Origin of the sequence: Microbispora sp. H11081 (genome assembly GCF_012999535.1) — a bacterium.
Taxonomy (GTDB): Bacteria; Actinomycetota; Actinomycetes; order Streptosporangiales; family Streptosporangiaceae; genus Microbispora.
Window position 1 is genome coordinate 671458 of sequence record NZ_JABBWV010000002.1, and the last position, 18453, is coordinate 689910.

Here is an 18453-nt window from a genome sequence, read left to right on the forward strand (position 1 = left end):
GACGCGTGTCGGGGCAACGGTCACTCCGTCAAGGAGTCCACGAGTGCGTTCAGGTCGCGCATCAGCCGGTCGGTGCGGGCCCTGCCGTACGCCGCGAGGATCGCGCGCTGGTGCTCGGCGATGCCCGCCTCCAGGCGGGCGAGCAGGTCCCGGCCGCGGTCGGCGAGGAAGACCGCGACCTTGCGGCGGTCGGCCGGGTCGTGCCCCCGGTAGACGACGGCGCGCTCCACCAGCCGGTCCACCGCCTTGGTGAGAGTGGGGTGGGGCATCAGCGCGGCCTCGGCGAGGTCGCCCATCGAGTGTCCCCGCCCGTCCGCCAGCGCCTGAAGGATGCGCCACTGCTCGACGCTCACGTCCTCGGCGGCGAGTGCGGCGGCCAGGCCCCGGTTGACGCTGCGTTCGGCCCGGCTCAGCAGATAGGCGAGCGACGAACCGAGGCCGGGGACCTGTTCGGTCAGGGGATACTCGTGCATGTGGCCGATCCTGTCACAGTCGTCATCGACACTCTCGAAGCTCATCTGCTGCGCGCGGACACGCTGCGCGTCGCGCTGGTCGTTCCGGTCTCCGGGGTGCTCGGTCTCCTCGGGCCCGGAGCGATCAACTGCGCTCTGCTGGCCGCCGGTGAGGTCAACGCCGCCGGGGGAGTGCTGGGCCGGCCGGTCGAACTCGTGCTCGTGGACGGGGGCCGCGGCCCCGCCGCGGTGGCCGGCGAGGTGCGGGGGCTGGTGCGGTCCGGCGCGGTCCAGGCGGTCGTCGGCACCCACGCGAGCGACGTGCGGGTGGCGGTGGAGCGGGCGCTGGACGGCGCGGCGCCGTTCGTGTACACCCCGCCGTACGAGGGCGGCGCCCGCCGCCCCGGCGTCTACCACCTGGGCGAGCCGGCCGCGCTGCAGGTCGGCCCGGCGATCGACTGGCTGGTCGAGCACCGGCGGGCGAGGCGGTGGTTCCTGCTCGGCAACGACTACGTGTGGCCGCGGCTGGTGCACGTGTCGGCCCGCGAGCACCTGCGCGCCCGGTCGGCGGTGGTCGTGGGGGAGCGACTCGTCCCGCCGGGGTCCGGCGCCGTGGACCGGCTGCTGGAGGAACTGGCCGCGCGGCGGCCGGACGCGGTCCTGCTCACCCTGATCGGCAGCGATCTCATCGCCTTCAACCGGGCCTTCGCGGCGAGTGATCTGCGCTGCGTGCGGCTGTGCGGGGCGCTGGAGGAGCACGGCCTGCTCGCGGCGGGGGGCGACACGACCGGCGGGCTGTACGCCGCGATGGGCTACTTCGGCGGCCTCGCCACCGACGCCAACCTCGGCCTGGCCGAGCGCTACACCGCGATGTTCGGCGCGGAGGCGCCGTTGCTGAACGGGCACGGGCATGGGTGCTACGAGGGCGTGCTCATGCTGGCCGCCCTGCTGCGGCGGGCCGGCGCGCTGGCGGTGCCGGCCGTCGAGGCGGTCGCCGACGGCACGACGATCGTCTCCGGGCGCGGACCGCTCACGATGGCATCGCGCCAGGTGCGTCAGCGGGTGTACCTCGCCCGCGCCGACGGGCTTGACCTCGATGTCGTCACCTCGCTGCCGCATTCGATGTAAAACTTCCACTGGAAACCTTTTCGATTTCAAGGAACACCCCCTATCGTACGGCTCTGCCCCCGTACGCTTAGGAGCGGATCCATGTCCACCTCGAAGTCAGAGGCGCCCGGTGTAGAGCGCTTCGGTTACCAGCAGGAGCTGCGGCGCTCGCTCGGCTTCGCCGACCTGCTGATCTACGGCTTGATCTTCATGGTGCCGATCGCGCCGTTCGGCATCTTCGGCAGCGTCTTCCAGTCGTCCGGCGGGATGGTGGCGCTCGCCTACGTGATCGGCATGGTCGCGATGGCGTTCACCGCGCTGTCCTACGCCCAGATGGCCCGCGCGTTCCCGATGGCGGGCTCGGTCTACACGTACGCCGGCCGGGGCATCGCCGCCCCGGTCGGCTTCCTGGCGGGCTGGGTCATCCTGCTCGACTACGTGCTGGTGCCCTCCCTGCTGTACCTCGTGGCGAGCGCCGCCATGACGTCGTTCGTGCCCGGGGTGCCCATCTGGGTGTGGCTGATCGCCTTCATCGTGCTCAACACGGTGGTCAACTACCTCGGCATCGAGATGACCGCCCGGATGAACAAGATCATGCTGGTCGCCGAGCTGATCGTACTGGCGATCTTCCTGGTCATCGGGATCGCCGCGCTCGCGCAGGGGAAGGGGCACGGCGACGCGCTGAGCCCGTTGTTCGACTCCTCGACGTTCAGCTGGCCCCTGGCGTTCGGGGCGGTGTCCGTCGCGGTGCTGTCGTTCCTCGGGTTCGACGGCATCTCGATGCTCGCGGAGGAGAGCCGTGTCGAGAGCCGCCGCCTCGGCCGGTCGATGGTCTTCGCCCTCGCCCTGGCCGGCGTGCTGTTCGTCGTGCAGACCTGGGTGGCGGCGCTGCTCACCCCCGACCGCGCCACGCTGCTCAGCGAGGGCGACGCCGCGGGCACCGCGTTCTACGACACCGCCGAGTACGCCGGCGGTCACTGGCTGAGCGTGCTGACGGCCGTCGCCACCGCCGTCGCCTGGGGCTTCGCCAACTCCCTGGTCGCCCAGGCGGCCACCTCGCGCCTGCTGTTCGCGATGGCCCGCGACCGCCAGCTCCCGGCGTTCCTCGGGAAGGTGCACCCCAAGCACAAGGTGCCGGTCAACGCCACGTTCCTGGTCGCGGGGGTGTCCCTGGTCCTCGGCCTGTACATGAGCTCGCGCGACGACGGCATCACGCTGCTCGGCACGCTGGTCAACTTCGGCGCGATGACCGCCTTCCTCGCCCTGCACGTGTCGGTCGTCGTCCACTACGTCGTACGCAACCGCAGCCGCGACTGGTGGCGCCACCTCGTGGCCCCCGTGATCGGCTTCCTGATCCTGCTCTACGTCGTGATCAACGCCAACATCGCCGCCCAGGTGCTCGGGTTCGTCTGGCTGGCGATCGGCGCCGTGATCCTCGTCGGCTCCATCCTGATGGGCCGCCGCCCCACCCTGTCCGCCGTCACCCCGGAGGCCAACGAGTGAACGTCGTGTCCTATCGTCCCCGTCCCGGCGACCTGTCCTACACCTTCGGCGGACGCTCGGCCGTCGAGTCCGTCGCCCCCGGCACGGTGCTGGAGCTCTACACCGAGGACTGCTTCGGCGGCCGGGTGCGCGGCCCCGGCGACCTGCCGTCGCAGGTGTGCGACTTCCCGTACCTGAACCCCGTCACCGGCCCCTTCCACGTCGACGGCGCCGAGCCCGGCGACACCCTGGCCCTCCACTTCGTCTCCATCGAGCCCGCCCGCGACTGGGCGGTCTCCACGACGTTCCCGCACTTCGGCGCGCTGACCTCGACGCACACCACCGCGACGCTCCAGCCGCCGCTGGAGGAGGCCGTCTGGATGTACGAAGTGGACGCCGAGCGGCGGACCGTGCGCTACCGGGCGCGGCGCGGCGACTTCGCCGTCGAGATGCCGCTCGACCCCATGCACGGGACCGTGGGCGTCGCCCCGGCCGCCGGCGAGGCGCGGATGACCATCACGCCGGACGCCCACGGCGGCAACATGGACACGCCCGAGCTGCGCGCAGGCGTGACCGTCTACCTCGGCGTCAACGTGCCGGGCGGACTGTTCGCGATCGGCGACGGCCACTGCCGCCAGGGACACGGCGAGGTGTGCGGCACCGCTGTCGAGGCCGCGATGAACACCGTCGTCGCGGTCGAGCTGATCAAGGGCGTCGCCACGCCGTGGCCCCGGCTGGAGGACGACCGCCACATCATGTCCACCGGCTCGGCCAGGCCCCTGGAGGACGCCTACCGGATCAGCCAGCACGACCTGGTCACCTGGACCGCCTCCCTCACCGGGCTCGACGAGCTGGACGCCTACCAGCTCGTCAGCCAGGGCGCGGAGGCGCCGGTCGGCAACGTCTGCGACACCAACTACACGATGGTGGCCAAGCTGCCCAAGGCGTACGCGGGACACCCCGGGGTGTACGGCGGCGCGCACGCCCGCCTGCGCGCACTCGGCGAGGAGTACCTGTCCACCCGCTGAGGGGTCGCCGAGGAGTCACAGCCAGCCGCTGTGGCGGGCGACCCGTACGGCCTCCATGCGGTTGCGGGTGCCGGTCTTGGTGATGCACGCCGACAGGTGGTTGCGCACGGTGCTCTCCGACAGGTGGAGACGGCGGGAGATGTCGGCGGCGGTGGAGCCGTCGGAGGCGGCGGCCAGCACGTCGCGCTCACGCGGGGTCAGCGGGTTGGGCCCGGCGCTGAGCGCGGCCGCGGCCAGCGCCGGGTCCACCACGACCTCGCCCGCCAGCACGCGCCTGATGGCCTTGGCCAGCTCGCCGACGGGCCGGTCCTTGACGACGAAGCCGCGGGCTCCGGCGTCCAGGGCCCTGCGCAGGTATCCGGGCCGCCCGAACGTCGTGACGATGACCACCACGCAGCCGGGAAGGGCGGTCCGCAGGTCCGCGGCCGCGTCGAGACCGCTGCCGCCGGGCATCTCGATGTCGAGCAGGGCCACGTCTGGCCTGACCCGCAGCGCGGTGGGAACGATCTCGCCCGCCGTCGAGACCTGCGCGACGACCTCGAAGTCGTCCTCCAGGTCGAGCAGCACGGTGAGCGCGTCGCGCATCATCGTCTGGTCCTCGGCTATCAGCACACGGGTCACAGGCCGTCCTTCAGGTGGTCGTCATCGTCCACGCCCGCGTGCGGGATCTCGGCGGTGAGGACGAACCCCCGCGGCCCGCGGACGGCGGTCAGGCGCCCGCCCGCGGCGGCCAGGCGCTCGCGCAGCCCGCGCAGGCCGCTGCCGTCGTCCCCGCCCGCGCCGTCACCGGCTCCGTCACCGGCGCCGTCGTCCCTGATCTCGACCAGCACCGGGTCGCGGTCGCGGCGGAGCGTGATCACGCAGCGCCGGGCGCCCGAGTGCCGCACGACGTTCGTGACCCCCTCCCTGACGACCCAGCTCAGCAGCATGTCGGTCTCCCGCGACAGCGCGGGCCCCGACTCCTCCACCACGCAGTCGACGCCGGCCGCGGCCAGGGCCGCTCTCGCGCCGTTCAGCTCGAAGGCGAGGCCGGCGTCCCGGTAACCCGTGACCGCCTCGCGCACCTCGGTCAGGGCCTGCCGCCCGATGGCCTCGATGTCCGCGGCGTGGCGCATCGCCGCCTCCGTATCGCGCGGGGCGAGCCGGCGTACGGCCTCGGCCTTCACGACCACCATCGACAGCGTGTGGCCGAGCAGGTCGTGCAGGTCGCGGGAGAAGCGCAGGCGCTCGGCCGAGACGGCGGCGACGGCGAGTTCCTCCCGAGTCCTGGCGAGTTCCTCGATCACCGCGCCCATCCGGCGGAAGCCGTACGTCGTGATCCCGGCGAGCAGCGTCGTCAGGGCGCCGCTCCACAGCGCGTCGCCGAACGAGCCCTCGTGCACCGGGGCGATCGCGGCGAGCACGGCCGTGACGGCGACGAGCGGGGGCGCCACGCGGGTCGGGAGCGCGAGCGCCACGGCCACGGCGAGCAGGGAGAACAGCGTCTGCCACGCGCCCGTTCTGTAGGCGAGTGCCGCCGTGACCGTGACGGCGGCGAGCAGCGCGACGAAGGCCGCGGGGGGACGGGCGTCCCGGTGGGCCCGGCGGGAGCTCAGCACGGCTCCCACGAACGAGAGCCCCGCGGCGGCCACCAGGGTCCAGGCGGGCCACGCGGGGACCGCCGACGCCGCGGCGGCGGCCGGTCCGATCAGCAGCAGGACGCTCAGCGCGAGCGCCGGGACGAGCAACCGGCCCGGCAGCCGTGCGGGCAGTCGCGGCCGGGAAAGGCGCAGCGGGGAAAGGCGCGGTGCGGGTGATCCGGGTTCGCACCCGTCCGCCCGCGCCGCCGCTTCTGTCATGGCCGCCATTATCGTGGGCGCGCGGCGGCAGCGGACAGGGCGCGATGTGCCGGATCCGGCGGTACGAATCACCCGGACAGGAACACCCTCGTGGCAGGGTCTTCGGTCACACCGAGCGGGGACCTCGGCATCTGGAGAGGTCCCGGGGGCGCGGCGCAGCCTGGCCTGGGGGTGCCTGCGATGAGACGGTGCAACGAGGAGGTCGCCGGGCTGCTGCAGGAGTACGCCGACCTGATCGCGATCACCGGGGGCGACGCGTTCAAGGTGCGGGTCTACGAGAAGGCGGCCAGGTCCGTCGGCGGGTACGGCCGGGAGATCGACGGCATGGACGCGACGGCCCTGCGGGCGATCCCGAACGTCGGCGCGTCGATCGCCGCGAAGATCGACGAGTATCTGCGCACCGGGTCGATCCACCAACTGGAGGAGTTGCGGACGAGGATCCCCGCCGGGGTCCGCCTGCTGACCACGATCCCCACGCTCGGGCCGAAGAAGGCCATGGTCCTGTTTCACGAGCGCGGCGTCGACTCGATCGAGAAGCTGGAGGACGCCATCCACGCCGGGGCCCTGCGGGGGCTGCGCGGATTCGGGGCGAAGACCGAGGAGAACCTGCTACACGGCATCGACGTGATGCGCAAGACCGGCAGCCGGGTGCACATCGGGATCGCCATGGCCGTCGCCGAGGAGGTCGTCCCCGCGCTGTCGGCCGTGCCGGGCTGCGAGCGGTGCGCGTACGCCGGGTCGCTGCGGCGGATGAAGGACACGATCGGCGACGTGGACGTCCTGGCCACGGCCGAGGATCCGGCCGCCCTGATGGCGGCCTTCACCACGCTGCCGTACGTCACCGAGGTGATCGCGCACGGCGAGACCAAGAGCTCGGTGCGCACGGCGTCGGGGCTCCAGGTCGACCTGCGGGTGGTGCCGGGGGACTCCTGGGGGGCCGCGCTGCAGTACTTCACCGGCTCAAAGGCGCACAACATCCGCACCCGCGAGATCGCCGTGCACCGGAAGCTGAAGCTGTCGGAGTACGGCGTGTTCGACGTGGCGACCGGCGAGAAGATCACCTCGGCGGACGAGGCGGAGGTGTACGGCATGCTCGGCCTGCCGTGGATCGAGCCGGCGCTGCGCGAGGACACCGGAGAGATCGAGGCCGCACGGGGAGAGGGGCTGCCGAAGGTCGTGACCATGGCCGACATCCGCGGCGACCTGCACACCCACACCGACCTGACCGACGGGCTCGCGCCGCTGGAGGAGATGGCCGGGGCGGCGGCGGCCCGTGGCTACGACTACTACGCGGTGACCGACCACGCGCCCGACCTGTACATGCAGCGGATGACCGATGAGAAGGCGCTGGCCCAGCGCGAACGGCTCCGCCGCCTCGGCGCCGCCCACCCCGGCATGACGCTGCTGCACGGGTGCGAGCTCAACATCGGCCCGGAGGGCGAGGTCGACTGGCCGCCGGAGTTCCTGGCCGGGTTCGACCTGTGCGTGGCCTCGGTGCACTCGCACTTCACCCAGCCGGCCGAGGAGATGACCCGGCGGCTGATCCGGGCCTGCGAGAACCCGTACGTGAAGGTCATCGGGCATCCGACGGCGCGGGTCGTCGGCCGGCGCGAGCCGGTGGACGCCGACTGGCCGAGGGTGTTCGACGCCTGCGCCCGCACCGGCACGGCACTGGAGATCGACGCCTTCCCCGACCGGCTCGACCTGCCCGCGGACCTGGTCAGGCGGGCCGCCGGCCGGGGCGTGCTGTTCGCGATCGACAGCGACGCGCACGCCGTGCCGCACCTGGCGAACATGCGGTACGGCGTCGGCACCGCGCAGCGGGGCTGGCTCACCCCCGATCGGGTAATCAACACCTGGCCACTCGACCGGCTGCGGGAGTTCCTCCGCCCGCGATAAAGGGGGTTCCATGCTGACGATCGGCCGGACGCCGCTGCCCGTGGTGGGCCGGGCCCGGATGTACGTGTGCGGGATCACGCCCTACGACACGACCCACCTCGGCCACGCGAGGACGTTCGTGTGGGCCGACGTGGCGGCCCGGGTCCTGCGGCACACCGGCGTGCCCGTCGAGGTCTGCCGCAACGTCACCGACGTGGACGACGTGCTGACCTCCGCGGCGCGCCGGGCCGGCAGCCCGTACGACAGCTTCGCGGCGGTGCAGCAGTTCTACTTCGACCGGGACATGGCGGCCTTGCACGTGCACCCGGTGACGTACGAGCCGCGGGCGCACACGTACGTGCCGCAGGTCGTGGCGCTCGCCCGTGCCCTGGTGGAGCTGGGCCACGCGTACGAGCGGGACGGCGCGGTGTACTTCCGCGGCGCGGGCGTGCGCGAGCGGGCCGGGCTCGGCGCCGAGGAGGCGGCCCGCCTGCTGGCGGAGTTCGGCGAAGATCCAGACGAGACAGGAAGAGACGACCCGGCGGACGTCGCGATCTGGCGGCCGTCGGCGGACGGGGAGCCGGGCTGGCCGAGCCCGTGGGGCGACGGACGGCCCGGGTGGCACGCCGAGTGCGCCGCCATGGCGCTGACGACGTACGGGCCGGCCCTCGACCTGCACGCGGGCGGCGCCGACCTGCGCTTCCCGCACCACGCGTACGAGGCGGCGATGGCCGAGGCGGCGACCGGGGTGCGGCCGTTCGCCCGCGCCTGGCTGCACGTGGGGGTGGTCCGCGTGGACGGCGCGAAGATGGCCAAGTCGGCGGGCAACCTCGTGTTCACCGCCGACCTGCTGCGGCGCCATCCGGCCGGCGCCGTGCGCCTGATGCTGCTCGGTCACCCGTGGGCGGACGGCTGGGACTACCGTCCCGGCGGCCTGGACGAGGCCGCCGCCCGGCTGGAGCGGCTCCATGCGGCTGCCGGGCGGCCCTCGGCCCCGGCGGCGGGGGAGCGGGCGGCGGTTGGCGCGCTGCTGGACGACCTGGACGTCGCGACCGCCCTGGCGATCGCCGAGGAGGAGGGCGGGCAGGCCGCCCGTACGGTGATCGCGCTGCTGGGCCTCGGCTGACGACGGCCCGCCGGGCGGCATCGCATGATCACGAATAGCGTCATGCCTGGTCAGCGGTGCCGAGCGTGCTTCCGCTGCATGATCACGGATGGTTCCGTGCCAGGTCGGCGCCGCTGTCTGCGACAAACTGCAAGATCACGGTGTTGGGGTCGTAGTCGTCGTGGATTGCGACGACGTCACGGCCGGCGGCGGCGAGGATCGAGGCGGCGATGGACGCCCGGTAGCCGCTCGCGCAGTGCGCCCAGACCTCGCCGGCCGGCACCTCGCCCAGCCGCGACGGCAGCTCGTGCAGCGGGATGTTGACCGAGCCGGGCAGGTGCGACTCGCGCCACTCCGCGGCGCGGCGCACGTCCAGGATCACGACCGGCCGGTGCCGGCGCACGGCGGCCAGGTCGGCGAACGTCGCCACGGGCGTCGACTCCGGCTTGTCGTCGCCGGTCCAGTCGGCGGGCCCCCCGGTGGCGGCCGCGGCGGGACGGTCGATGCCGATCCTGGCCAGTTCGCGCTGCGCATCGGCGATGTCCCGCGGCGTCTCGCCCAGCAGCGTCACCGGTGTCCCCCAGGGGACGAGCCAGCCCAGGTAGACGACGAAGTCGCCGTCCAGCCCGAAGTTGAGCGCCCCGGGCAGGTGGCCGGCCGCGAACGCCGTACGGGACCGCAGGTCCACGACCCACTCGCCGGCCCGCAGGCGGCGGCGCAGCTCGGCGGCGTCGGCCCGGCGCGGCGCGGACAGGTCGGGCGCGTCCGCCCCCGCCCGGTTGAGCGGCGCCATGTGGGCGTAGTAGGCGGGGTAGGCGTCCAGCCCGGCCAGCAGCGACCGGACGTACTCCTCCTCGCCGCTGGTCAGGACCGGGTTGCCCCGCCGCTCGTCGCCGATGGTCGACTCTGTGACGTCCGACTGGACGGCCGAGCAGAAGCTGCCGAACCCGTGCGTGGGCAGGACGTCCGTCTCGGGCGGCAGTTCGCGGGCCAGCCGGTGCGCCGAGGCGTACTGGGCCCGCGCGAGCGTGCCGGTGTGCTCGGGGCCGAGCAGGTCGGGCCGCCCGGTCGTGCCGTGCAGCAGCGAGCCGCCGGTGAAGACGGCGGGCGGCCGGTCCGCGGCCTCCAGCACGTACGACAGGTGGGTGAAGGTGTGGCCGGGGGTGGCGACGACGCGCAGGCGCGTCTGGCCGCCGGTCTCGATCACGTCCCCGTCCTCGATCGGGCTGCGGTCGAACGCCACGGGGTCGGCCGCGTTGACGTGGTAGTCGGCGCAGGTGGCGGCGGCCAGCGCGGGCCCGCCGCTCACGTAGTCGTTGTGCACGTGGGTCTCGAAGACGTGGCGGATGTCGACGCCGCGCCGCTCGGCCAGGCGGAGCATCCGGTCGATGTCCCGCTGCGGGTCTACGACGAAGGCGACCTCGCCGTCGGTGACGAGGTAGCTGCGGTCGCCCAGCGAGGGGGTGTCGACAGGGATGATCTCGGTCATTGATGTCCCTCCTCGTCTCGTGAGGCACCCGTACCCCGCGACGAGGACTTCACCGCTCCGGGACGTCCTCTGCGAGGACTCGCTGGGCGACGGCGAACGCGGCGTTGGCGGCGGGCACGCCGCAGTAGATCGCGGTCTGCAGCAGCACCTCCTTGATCTCGTCTCTGGTGAGCCCGTTGCGCAGCGCGGCCCGCACGTGCATGGCCAGCTCCTCCAGGTGCCCGCCGGCGACCAGGGCGGTGAGCGTGACGCAACTGCGGGTCCTGCGGTCCAGCCCGGGCCGGGTCCAGATCTCCCCCCAGGCGTACCGGGTGATCAGGCTCTGGAAGTCGGCGGTGAAATCAGTGGTCCCCTCCTGCGCCCGGTCCACGTGGGCGTCGCCCAGCACCTCGCGGCGCACGCGCATGCCGTCGTCGTAGCTCAAGCGATCCTCCAGCGGGTGGTCAGGTGGCGCGTTATCGCCTCGTTCACGACGTCCGGGCGTTCGGCGGTGGCCAGGTGGGCGGCCCCCGGCACCACCAGCAGTTCCGCGCCGGGGATGCCCCGGGCCAGGACCTCGGCGTGCGCGGGCGGGGTGGCCGGGTCCTCGGCCCCCGCGACGACCAGCGCGGGCGCGCGGACCTCGCCGAGCCGGTCGCGGACGTCGAACGCGGCGAGGGCGTCGCAGCAGGCGGCGTATCCCTCGGGGTCCGCGCCGGCCAGCATGTCCAGGTAGCGCCCCGCGCCGGGGAAGCCAGGGGTGAACCAGCGCCCCTTGGTCGCCTCGCGCAGGGGCCGCGTGCCCTGGGCCCGGACCAGCGCGGCGCGTTCGCGCCAGCTCTCGGGGTCGCCGAACCGGGCCGAGGTGCAGCACAGGACCAGGCTCGCGACGCGGTCCGGCGCGCGCAGCGCCAGCGTGGTTCCGACGGCCCCGCCCAGCGACACCCCCGCGTACGCCGCGGTGTCCACGTCATGACGGTCGAGCAGGGCGAGCACCCCCGCGGCGAGGTCGTCCACCGTCAGATCACGCGGGACGCCGGTCGTGGACGGCGACCCGCCGTGGCCCGGCAGGTCGTAGCGGAGCACCCGCCAGGTACGCGTGAGCGCGGGAAGCTGGGGTTCCCACAGGTCGAGCGTCGTGCCCAGCGAGGGCCCGAGCACGACGACCGGGGCATCGGGGGGCCCGTCGAATCGGTGGTGCGTGATCACGCGCCCTCCCTCCGGTGGTGCCGCAGGGCCCGGTCGACGAGGGCGGGCGCTGATCCGATTCCGGGGTCCTCCCCGTGCTCGTGTAGCACGCCGAGCAGATGATCGAGGTTGCGCCGCATGCGCTCGGGGAACACCTCCAGCCCTTCGGCCAGTTCGGCGGCCGTCGCGGCCGCCCCGCCCGCCAGGCGCAGGCACTCGCGCAGCGGCTCCCACTCGGAGTGCCAGCTCCCGGCGGGCCGCTCGTGCTCGGCCGCCAGCGCGGCCAGCAGGATCCCCGCCTGCGCGGGGGCCCGCAGCGCCGCGGACCTGATCATGGTGGCGAGCACCGGGTTGCGCTTGTGCGCCATCGCCGACGAGCCGCCCCGGCCCGGCGCGGCCGGCTCGGCGACCTCGCCCACCTCGCTCTGCGCCAGCAGGATCACGTCGGCGGCGAGCTTGCCGAGCGCGCCCGTCACCCCGGCGAGCGCGCAGGCCAGGCCGGTCACGGGGGCGCGCAGCGCGTGCCAGGGCAGCACCGGCTCGGCCAGCCCGGTCTCCGCCGCGAACAGCGACAGCAGGTCGAGCGCCCTCTCGCCGTACCCGGCCATGGTCCCGGCCGCGCCGCCGAGCTGGACCGGCAGGCGCGCCTCCGCCAGGCGGTCGCGGGCGTCCTGGCAGCCGACGAGCCACCCGGCGGCCTTGAGCCCGAACGTGACGGGCACGGCCTGCTGCCCGAGCGTGCGGCCCGCCATCGGCGTGTCGCGGTGCCGGGCGGCCAGCCGCGCCAGCGCGGCGAGCACCCGGTCGAGGTCGCCCAGGATCACTTCGCGGGCCCGCGCGGCCACCAGCATCGACGCGGTGTCGAGGATGTCCTGGCTGGTGGCGCCGTGATGCACCCAGGAGCCCGCCTCGCCCGCCGCGGTACGCAGATCCTCCACCAGCGGCACGACGGGGTTGCCCGCGTCCCTGGCGCGGCGGGCCAGATCGGTCGCGTGGAACCGATCAGGACGGGCCGCCTCGGCGATCGCGGCGGCGGCGGGCCCGGGGACGACGCCGAGGCGGGCCTGTGCCCGCGCCAGGCACACCTCCGCCTCCAGCATCGCCCGCAGCCAGGCGTCGTCGTCCGTGACCTCCGCCACTTCGGTGCCCGCCCACACCGGGGAGAGCAGCCCGCGATCAACGCCTCCGTCAGAACTCAAGGAAGACCGTCTCCCCCTCACCCTGCAGCCGTACGTCGAACCGGTAGGCGTCCTGCCCGTCAGGGCGGGCGAGCAACGTCGCGCGGCCGGCCGGGTCCAGCGAGCCGAGCAGCGGGTCGGGTACGTCGGCGAGGTAGACGCGGGTCCGCACCGGCTTGAGCAGGCCGCGCGCGAAGACCAGCAGCGCCAGGTAAGGCCGGGTGGGCGGCACGAGGCGGAACCGGTAGGAGCCGTCGGCCGCGGTGCCGCACCGGCCGAAGCCGCAGGCCCCGGTCCCGGCGCGGTCCAGGGCGCCCCGGGCGCCCGCCTCGCCCGTCCAGACTTCGAGCAGTGCGTCGGGGACCGGATCGCCCGCGCCGTCCAGCACCCGGCCGGTGATCGTCACCGCGCCCGGATGGCCCTCGGGGGCGAGTTCCCAGTCGGCGGCGTACGGCAGGGCGAACCCGTAGAACGGCCCGACGGTCTGCGAAGGGGTGGTCACGCGTCCTCCATGGGGGTACCGCCGAGCACCACGTCCCATCGGTAGCCGAGCGCCCACTCCGGCTCGGTGACGTCGAGGTCGAACGCGCAGACGAGCCGCTCACGGGTGGGGCCGGGGACGGACCGGAAGATCGGGTCGAAGGCGAACAGCGGGTCGCCGGGGAAGTACATCTGCGTCACCAGGCGCTGGGTGAAGGCCGTGCCGAACACCGAGAAGTGGATGTGGGCGGGCCGCCAGGCGTTGGGGTGGTTGCGCCAGGGGTAGGCCCCGGGCTTGATCGTCACGAACCGGTAGCGTCCCTCGCCGTCCGTCAGGCACCGTCCTGCGCCGGTGAAGTTGGGGTCGAGCGGGGCCGGATGCCGGTCGCGCTGGTGCGCGTACCGCCCGGCGGAGTTGGCCTGCCAGATCTCCACCAGCGTGTCAGGGACCGGCCGGCCCGAGGCGTCGAGGACGCGCCCGGTGACGATGATCCGCTCCCCGAGCGGTTCGCCCGCGTGCCCGGCGGTCAGGTCGGCGTCGAGCGGGTCCACCTCGCCGCGGCCGAAGACCGGGCCGGTCAGCTCGGCCGCCTCCGGGTCGTCCTTCATCGGCAGCGGCGGCCTGGACGGCGCCCGCAGCACGGTGCTGGCGTAGTCCGGATACAGGTAGGGAGGGTGTGTCACGATGTCTCCTCTTCGTAGGGCAGGCCCACGTAGTTCTCCGCCAGCGTCGTCGCGGCGGCCTCGGAGGACGTCACGTAGTCGAGGTAGGAGGTCTGCAGCCGCCGGGCGTAGGCGTCGTCGGACTCGAACGTGTGCAGCAGCGTCGTCATCCACCACGAGAAGTGCTGGGCCCGCCACACCCGGGGCAGGCAGGCCCGCGAGTAGGCGTCCAGCGCCTCGGACGAGCCGTCGGCGTAGAAGCGCGCCAGCGCCTCGGTCAGCACCCGCACGTCGGCGACCGCCAGGTTGAGCCCCTTCGCGCCGGTCGGCGGCACGATGTGCGCCGCGTCCCCGGCGAGGAACAGCCTGCCGTGCTGCATGGGCTCGGCCACGAAGCCGCGCATCGGGGTGATGCCCTTCTCGACGATGTCGCCGGTCGCCAGGGCGAAGCCGGGCACGGTCTCCAGCCGGGCCCGCAGTTCGGCCCAGATCCGCTCGTCTGGCCACGCGGCGAGGTCCTCGTCGGGCGCGACCTGGAGATAGAAGCGGCTGATCTCCGGGGAGCGCATGCTGTGCAGCGCGAAGCCGCGCTCGGTCCGCGCGTAGATCAGCTCCTCCGACGACGGCTTCACCCTGGCCAGGACGCCCAGCCAGGCGAACGGGTAGTCGCGGCGGTACTCGGTCAGCACGCCTTCCGGGATCGAGGCCCGGGACACGCCGTGGAAGCCGTCGCAGCCCGCGATCACGTCGCAGTCCAGCCGCTCGCCCCCGAAGGTGAGGTACGGCCGGTCGGTGCCGATGTCGTGCACGGCCACGTCGTCCACCTCGAAGCGGACGTCGCCCCCGGCCGCCAGCCGGGCGGCGATGAGGTCCTTGACGACCTCCTGCTGGCCGTACACGGTGATCGCCCGGCCGGGCACCAGCCGCTCGAAGGCGATCCGGTGGCCCGCCCCGCCGTACCGCAGTTCGATGCCGTGGTGGGGCAGCCCCTCCCGGCTGAGCCGCTCGCCCACGCCCGCCTCGACGAGCGTGTCCACCGTGCCCTGTTCGAGCACCCCCGCCCGCACCCGCCGCTCGACGTACTCCCTGCTGCGGCGTTCGAGCACCACGGACTCGATGCCGCGCAGATGGAGGAGATGGGAGAGCAGCAGGCCGGCGGGTCCCGCTCCGATGATCCCGACCTTGGTTCGCATGCCATAGAGGATCAGGAGGACGGGCCGCCCCGCGTAGGCTTGGCTTCCGCCCAGTGGAAGAGGGAATCATGTCCGGCGGCGCGCGCGACCCGGGACGTACGGTCACCTCCCGGACCCTGGCCATCCTCGGCGCCTTCGACCTCCACCATCCCCGGCTCACGCTGACGGAGATCGCCGCGAGGACCGGCCTGGCGCTGAGCACCGTCCACCGGCTCGTGGGCGAGCTGGAGGAGTGGCGCGCCGTGCACCGAGGCGCCGACGGGCGCTACCAGATCGGCCGCCGCGTGTGGGAGCTCGGCCAGCTCGCCCCCGACCCGCTGCAGGAGGTGGCCCACCCCTGGCTGCAGGAGCTGTTCGGCGGCACCGGCGAGAACGTCCACCTGGCGGTGCGCGACGGGGTCGAGGTGCTGTTCGTGGACAAGGTGTACGGCAAACGGGCGGTGCCGATCGTGTCGCGGACCGGCTCCCGGCTGCCCATGCATCCGACCGGGGTCGGCAAGGCGCTGCTCGCCTACGAGCCGGGCTGGTTCGTCACGGACTACCTGTCCCGGCCGCTGGAGCGGCCCACCCCGCACACCGTCATCGAGCCGGGCCGGCTGGCCCGCGAGCTGGCCCAGGTGCGCGCTCAGGGGTACGCGTTGACGCACGAGGAGATGACGCTCGGCTCCTGCTCGGCGGCCGCGCCGGTGCTGGTCGGGGACCGGCCCGTCGCGGCCGTCGGCATCGTGGTGTCCTCGCGGCGGGTGCGCGAGCTGCCCCGCCTGGTCGACCCCCTGCGGGCCGTCGCGGCCGGCATCGCCCGCGACTACCGGGCCGCCGTCACGCGGGGCTGAGGCGTCTCACAGAGGAGTGCAGGTCAGGCCGGTCAGGCCGAACGCGCCGCCCGTGGAGTTGCCGACCGCGGTGATGGGGACGCTCCCTCCCGGGGCGATGGTGCCGTTCCAGGACACGTTCGTGGCGGTGACGCTCCGCCCGGTCTGCGTCCACTTGGTGGTCAGCAGGGAGAAGAGCTTCTCGTCGCCTGTGAACGTCCAGGAGATCCGCCATCCATTCAGGGGGGTCGTCCCGGTGTTCACCAGCTGTCCTTCTCCCGTGAACCCGACGCCGTAGTGGTGGACCGTCGGGAACGAGATCGAGCAGGACGCCGTGTCCGCGTGTGCGGCCGGAGCGCCGACCGCCGTGGTGGCGGCCAGCGCGGCCGCGGCGATCCAGGCCGCCCGCCGGTGCCTGAAACCGGTTTCATGAGCGCCCGAAAAAAAGAGCCCTGCCATTGCCTGTCCTCTCGTCCTGCCGGGGTCTCCGGCGGCCGATTCGACGAACCTCGCTCCAGGAATGTCACCATGATCACGGGCGGATGTCATGGATACCGGCCCGGTGCGGTCCGTCGTACCGGCACGGGCGTGAAAGTTTCATGGGACCTTCGTCCCTGCTGAGCGCCCGCGGGCCGCCGTACTGTGGGCGGGAGGGGTGTGTTTGCGGGCGAGGGGGACGCCGTGGACGCGGTCGTGATCGAATCCCTGGAACCACTGGTGGCCGGGCTGCGGGCCGAGGGCTACGCCGTCGTGGGCCCGGTGGTGCGCGAGCGCGTCATCCGCTTCGAGGAGGTCGAGTCCGCCGACCGGCTGGCCCGGGGCTGGACCGACGTCCAGGAGCCGGGACGCTACCGCCTGGCCGAGGGCGACGCCGAGATGGTCTTCTCGTTCGCGGCGAGCCCCGACTCCGCCAAGCCGTACACGCAGCCGCCGCGGCAGACGCTGCTGCGGATGCGCGGCGAGCACATCGAGGAGGCCGGGCAGGACGCCCCGCGGGTCGCGCTGCTCGGCCTGCGGGCCTGCGACCTGGCCGCCATCGCCGTGCAGGACCGGGTCTTCCTCGGCGGCAGGCATCCCGACCCGGCGTACCTGCGGCGGCGGCGGGCCCTGCTGCTGATCGCCGTCAACTGCGCCGTGCCGGGCGGCACCTGCTTCTGCGTCTCCATGCACACAGGCCCCAAGGCCACCACCGGGTTCGACCTCGCCCTCACGGAACTGGCCGCGCCGCACCGCTTCGTCGTCGAGACCGGCGGCGAGCGGGGCGAGCGGATCGTCGCGGCGCTGCCGCACCGGCCCGCCACGGCCGGCGACCTGGACGCCGCCGCGGAGGTGTCCAGGGGGGCGGCCGAGCGGATGGGCCGCCACGTGGACACCGAGGGGATCCAGGAACGGCTGTCCGCGCACGACTCGCCGCGCTGGGCGCAGGTCGGCGCCCGCTGCCTCACCTGCGCCAACTGCACGATGGTCTGCCCCACCTGCTTCTGCAGCACGGTCGAGGACACCACGTCGTTCACCGACGGCACGGCGGAGCGGATCGAGCGCTGGGACTCCTGCTTCACGCTGGGCTTCTCCGAGGTCGGCGGGGCGCCGGTGCGCGGCTCCAACGCCGGCCGCTACCGCCAGTGGCTCACCCACAAGTTCTCGACCTGGATCGACCAGTTCGGCATGTCCGGCTGCGTCGGCTGCGGGCGCTGCATCACCTGGTGTCCCGTCGGCATCGACGTCACAGAGGAGCTGGCGAACCTGCCATGATCGGCGGCCCGCACCCCATGACGCCGGCGCCGTACCGGGTGCGCTCCCGCCGCCCGGACCGGGCCGACACCGTGACCCTGACGCTGGAGCCGGTACGCGGAGCCTGCCCGCCGTTCGAGCCCGGCCAGTTCACCATGCTGTACGCCCCTGGCGTGGGGGAGATCCCGGTCTCGATCAGCGGGCGGGCCGGCTCGGGCGGCTACACCCAGACGATCAGGGCCGTCGGCGCGGTCAGCGCCGCCCTGTGCGGCAAGCGCCCCGGCGACGTCGTCGGCCTGCGCGGGCCGTACGGCCAGGGCTGGAGCCTGCACGCCGCCGCGGGCCTCGACGTGGTGGTGGCCGCGGGCGGGCTGGGCCTCGCCCCGCTGCGCCCGGTCGTGCGGGCGCTGCTGCGGCACCGGCCCGGCTACGGCAGGATCAGCGTGATCGCGGGCAGCCGGGCTCCCGGCCTGCTGCTGTACTCCGCGGACCTGGCGTGCTGGGCCGGGCAGGGCGCCGACGTCCGGGTGACCGTGGACCACCCCGACCACGCCTGGCGCGGGCCGGTGGGGCTGGTCACCGACCTGATCGACCGGATCGTCTTCGAGCCGCGCCGCACGTGCGCGTTCGTCTGCGGGCCCGAGGCCATGATGTGCAGGACGGCGGCGGAGCTGGTGCGGCGCGGCGTCGCCCCCGGCCGGGTGGAGCTGTCGCTGGAGCGGAACATGAAGTGCGCGGTGGCCCGCTGCGGCCACTGCCAGCTCGGCCCGCTGTTCGTGTGCGAGGACGGGCCCGTGCTGCGGTACGACCGCGCGGCGCCGATGCTCGCCGTCCCGGAGTTGTAGACCCG

The 18453-nt window shown here is 73.7% G+C and carries 19 protein-coding genes; 8 read left to right on the forward strand and 11 right to left on the reverse strand.

Annotated features, from left to right (window positions below; translation table 11 throughout):
* Positions 1 to 20: 20 nt before the first annotated feature.
* Entirely contained in the window at positions 21 to 473 is a 453-nt protein-coding gene (locus HHX31_RS08100; RefSeq protein WP_169946615.1) for a MarR family winged helix-turn-helix transcriptional regulator, read from the reverse strand.
* On the opposite strand from HHX31_RS08100, the gene HHX31_RS08105 reads away from it, so the two are divergent.
* The 3 genes from HHX31_RS08105 to HHX31_RS08115 all read left to right on the forward strand — a co-directional run bounded on the left by HHX31_RS08105 (position 474) and on the right by HHX31_RS08115 (position 4069).
* A complete protein-coding gene (locus HHX31_RS08105; RefSeq protein ID WP_169946617.1) occupies positions 474 to 1580 on the forward strand; it encodes a substrate-binding domain-containing protein in 1107 nt (368 codons plus the stop codon).
* Positions 1581 to 1661: 81 nt separating this feature from the next.
* Entirely contained in the window at positions 1662 to 3062 is a 1401-nt protein-coding gene (locus HHX31_RS08110; protein WP_169946619.1) for an APC family permease, read from the forward strand.
* A gap of 5 nt (positions 3063 to 3067) precedes the next feature.
* A complete protein-coding gene (locus tag HHX31_RS08115; protein ID WP_311931653.1) occupies positions 3068 to 4069 on the forward strand; it encodes an acetamidase/formamidase family protein in 1002 nt (333 codons plus the stop codon).
* 15 nt (positions 4070 to 4084) lie between these two features.
* Here the strand turns inward: HHX31_RS08115 and HHX31_RS08120 are convergent, their stop codons facing one another.
* Positions 4085 to 4690, reverse strand: coding sequence for a response regulator transcription factor (locus HHX31_RS08120; protein WP_169946623.1), 606 nt, complete (start codon positions 4688 to 4690; stop codon positions 4085 to 4087).
* On the reverse strand, positions 4687 to 5907 hold the full coding sequence (locus HHX31_RS08125; protein ID WP_211589387.1) for a sensor histidine kinase: 1221 nt from the start codon (positions 5905 to 5907) through the stop codon (positions 4687 to 4689). The genes HHX31_RS08120 and HHX31_RS08125 overlap by 4 nt, the downstream gene beginning before the upstream one ends.
* Before the next feature lie 180 nt (positions 5908 to 6087).
* On the opposite strand from HHX31_RS08125, the gene polX reads away from it, so the two are divergent.
* Both polX and HHX31_RS08135 read left to right on the forward strand, forming a co-directional pair.
* Entirely contained in the window at positions 6088 to 7806 is a 1719-nt protein-coding gene (gene polX, locus HHX31_RS08130) for a DNA polymerase/3'-5' exonuclease PolX (RefSeq protein WP_169946627.1), read from the forward strand.
* 10 nt (positions 7807 to 7816) lie between these two features.
* On the forward strand, positions 7817 to 8911 hold the full coding sequence (locus tag HHX31_RS08135; protein WP_169946628.1) for a class I tRNA ligase family protein: 1095 nt from the start codon (positions 7817 to 7819) through the stop codon (positions 8909 to 8911).
* 82 nt (positions 8912 to 8993) lie between these two features.
* Here the strand turns inward: HHX31_RS08135 and HHX31_RS08140 are convergent, their stop codons facing one another.
* The 7 genes from HHX31_RS08140 to pobA are packed head-to-tail and all read right to left on the reverse strand — an operon-like array spanning position 8994 to position 15060.
* Positions 8994 to 10379 carry a rhodanese-like domain-containing protein gene (locus HHX31_RS08140; protein ID WP_169946630.1) on the reverse strand — a complete coding sequence of 462 codons (1386 nt, stop codon included), beginning with the start codon at positions 10377 to 10379 and terminating at the stop codon, positions 8994 to 8996.
* A 49-nt stretch (positions 10380 to 10428) separates the two neighbouring features.
* Complete coding sequence (gene pcaC, locus HHX31_RS35570) at positions 10429 to 10803, reverse strand: 4-carboxymuconolactone decarboxylase (RefSeq protein WP_311931655.1); 375 nt, start codon at positions 10801 to 10803, stop codon at positions 10429 to 10431.
* Entirely contained in the window at positions 10800 to 11567 is a 768-nt protein-coding gene (pcaD, locus tag HHX31_RS35575) for a 3-oxoadipate enol-lactonase (RefSeq protein WP_169946632.1), read from the reverse strand. Before pcaD ends, pcaC begins: the two co-directional genes overlap by 4 nt.
* On the reverse strand, positions 11564 to 12745 hold the full coding sequence (gene pcaB / locus HHX31_RS08155; protein ID WP_169946634.1) for a 3-carboxy-cis,cis-muconate cycloisomerase: 1182 nt from the start codon (positions 12743 to 12745) through the stop codon (positions 11564 to 11566). The genes pcaD and pcaB overlap by 4 nt, the downstream gene beginning before the upstream one ends.
* Complete coding sequence (locus tag HHX31_RS08160) at positions 12735 to 13226, reverse strand: protocatechuate 3,4-dioxygenase subunit alpha (RefSeq protein ID WP_311931658.1); 492 nt, start codon at positions 13224 to 13226, stop codon at positions 12735 to 12737. Before HHX31_RS08160 ends, pcaB begins: the two co-directional genes overlap by 11 nt.
* Positions 13223 to 13888, reverse strand: a complete 666-nt coding sequence (gene pcaH / locus HHX31_RS08165; RefSeq protein WP_311931659.1) for a protocatechuate 3,4-dioxygenase subunit beta — start codon at positions 13886 to 13888, stop codon at positions 13223 to 13225. Before pcaH ends, HHX31_RS08160 begins: the two co-directional genes overlap by 4 nt.
* A complete protein-coding gene (pobA, locus tag HHX31_RS08170) occupies positions 13885 to 15060 on the reverse strand; it encodes a 4-hydroxybenzoate 3-monooxygenase (RefSeq protein ID WP_169946638.1) in 1176 nt (391 codons plus the stop codon). The genes pcaH and pobA overlap by 4 nt, the downstream gene beginning before the upstream one ends.
* Positions 15061 to 15113: 53 nt before the next feature.
* Between pobA and HHX31_RS08175 the strand changes: the two genes are divergently transcribed.
* Complete coding sequence (locus HHX31_RS08175) at positions 15114 to 15893, forward strand: IclR family transcriptional regulator (RefSeq protein WP_311931660.1); 780 nt, start codon at positions 15114 to 15116, stop codon at positions 15891 to 15893.
* Between the two features lie 6 nt (positions 15894 to 15899).
* Here HHX31_RS08175 and HHX31_RS08180 read toward each other — a convergent pair whose 3' ends face one another.
* Entirely contained in the window at positions 15900 to 16331 is a 432-nt protein-coding gene (locus HHX31_RS08180) for a cellulose binding domain-containing protein (protein ID WP_169946640.1), read from the reverse strand.
* Between the two features lie 222 nt (positions 16332 to 16553).
* Between HHX31_RS08180 and HHX31_RS08185 the strand changes: the two genes are divergently transcribed.
* Positions 16554 to 17624 carry a 4Fe-4S dicluster domain-containing protein gene (locus tag HHX31_RS08185; RefSeq protein WP_169946642.1) on the forward strand — a complete coding sequence of 357 codons (1071 nt, stop codon included), beginning with the start codon at positions 16554 to 16556 and terminating at the stop codon, positions 17622 to 17624.
* Positions 17621 to 18448 (forward strand): FAD/NAD(P)-binding protein, encoded by an 828-nt coding sequence (locus tag HHX31_RS08190; protein WP_249345705.1) that lies wholly within the window; start codon positions 17621 to 17623, stop codon positions 18446 to 18448. The genes HHX31_RS08185 and HHX31_RS08190 overlap by 4 nt, the downstream gene beginning before the upstream one ends.
* Positions 18449 to 18453 lie beyond the last annotated feature (5 nt).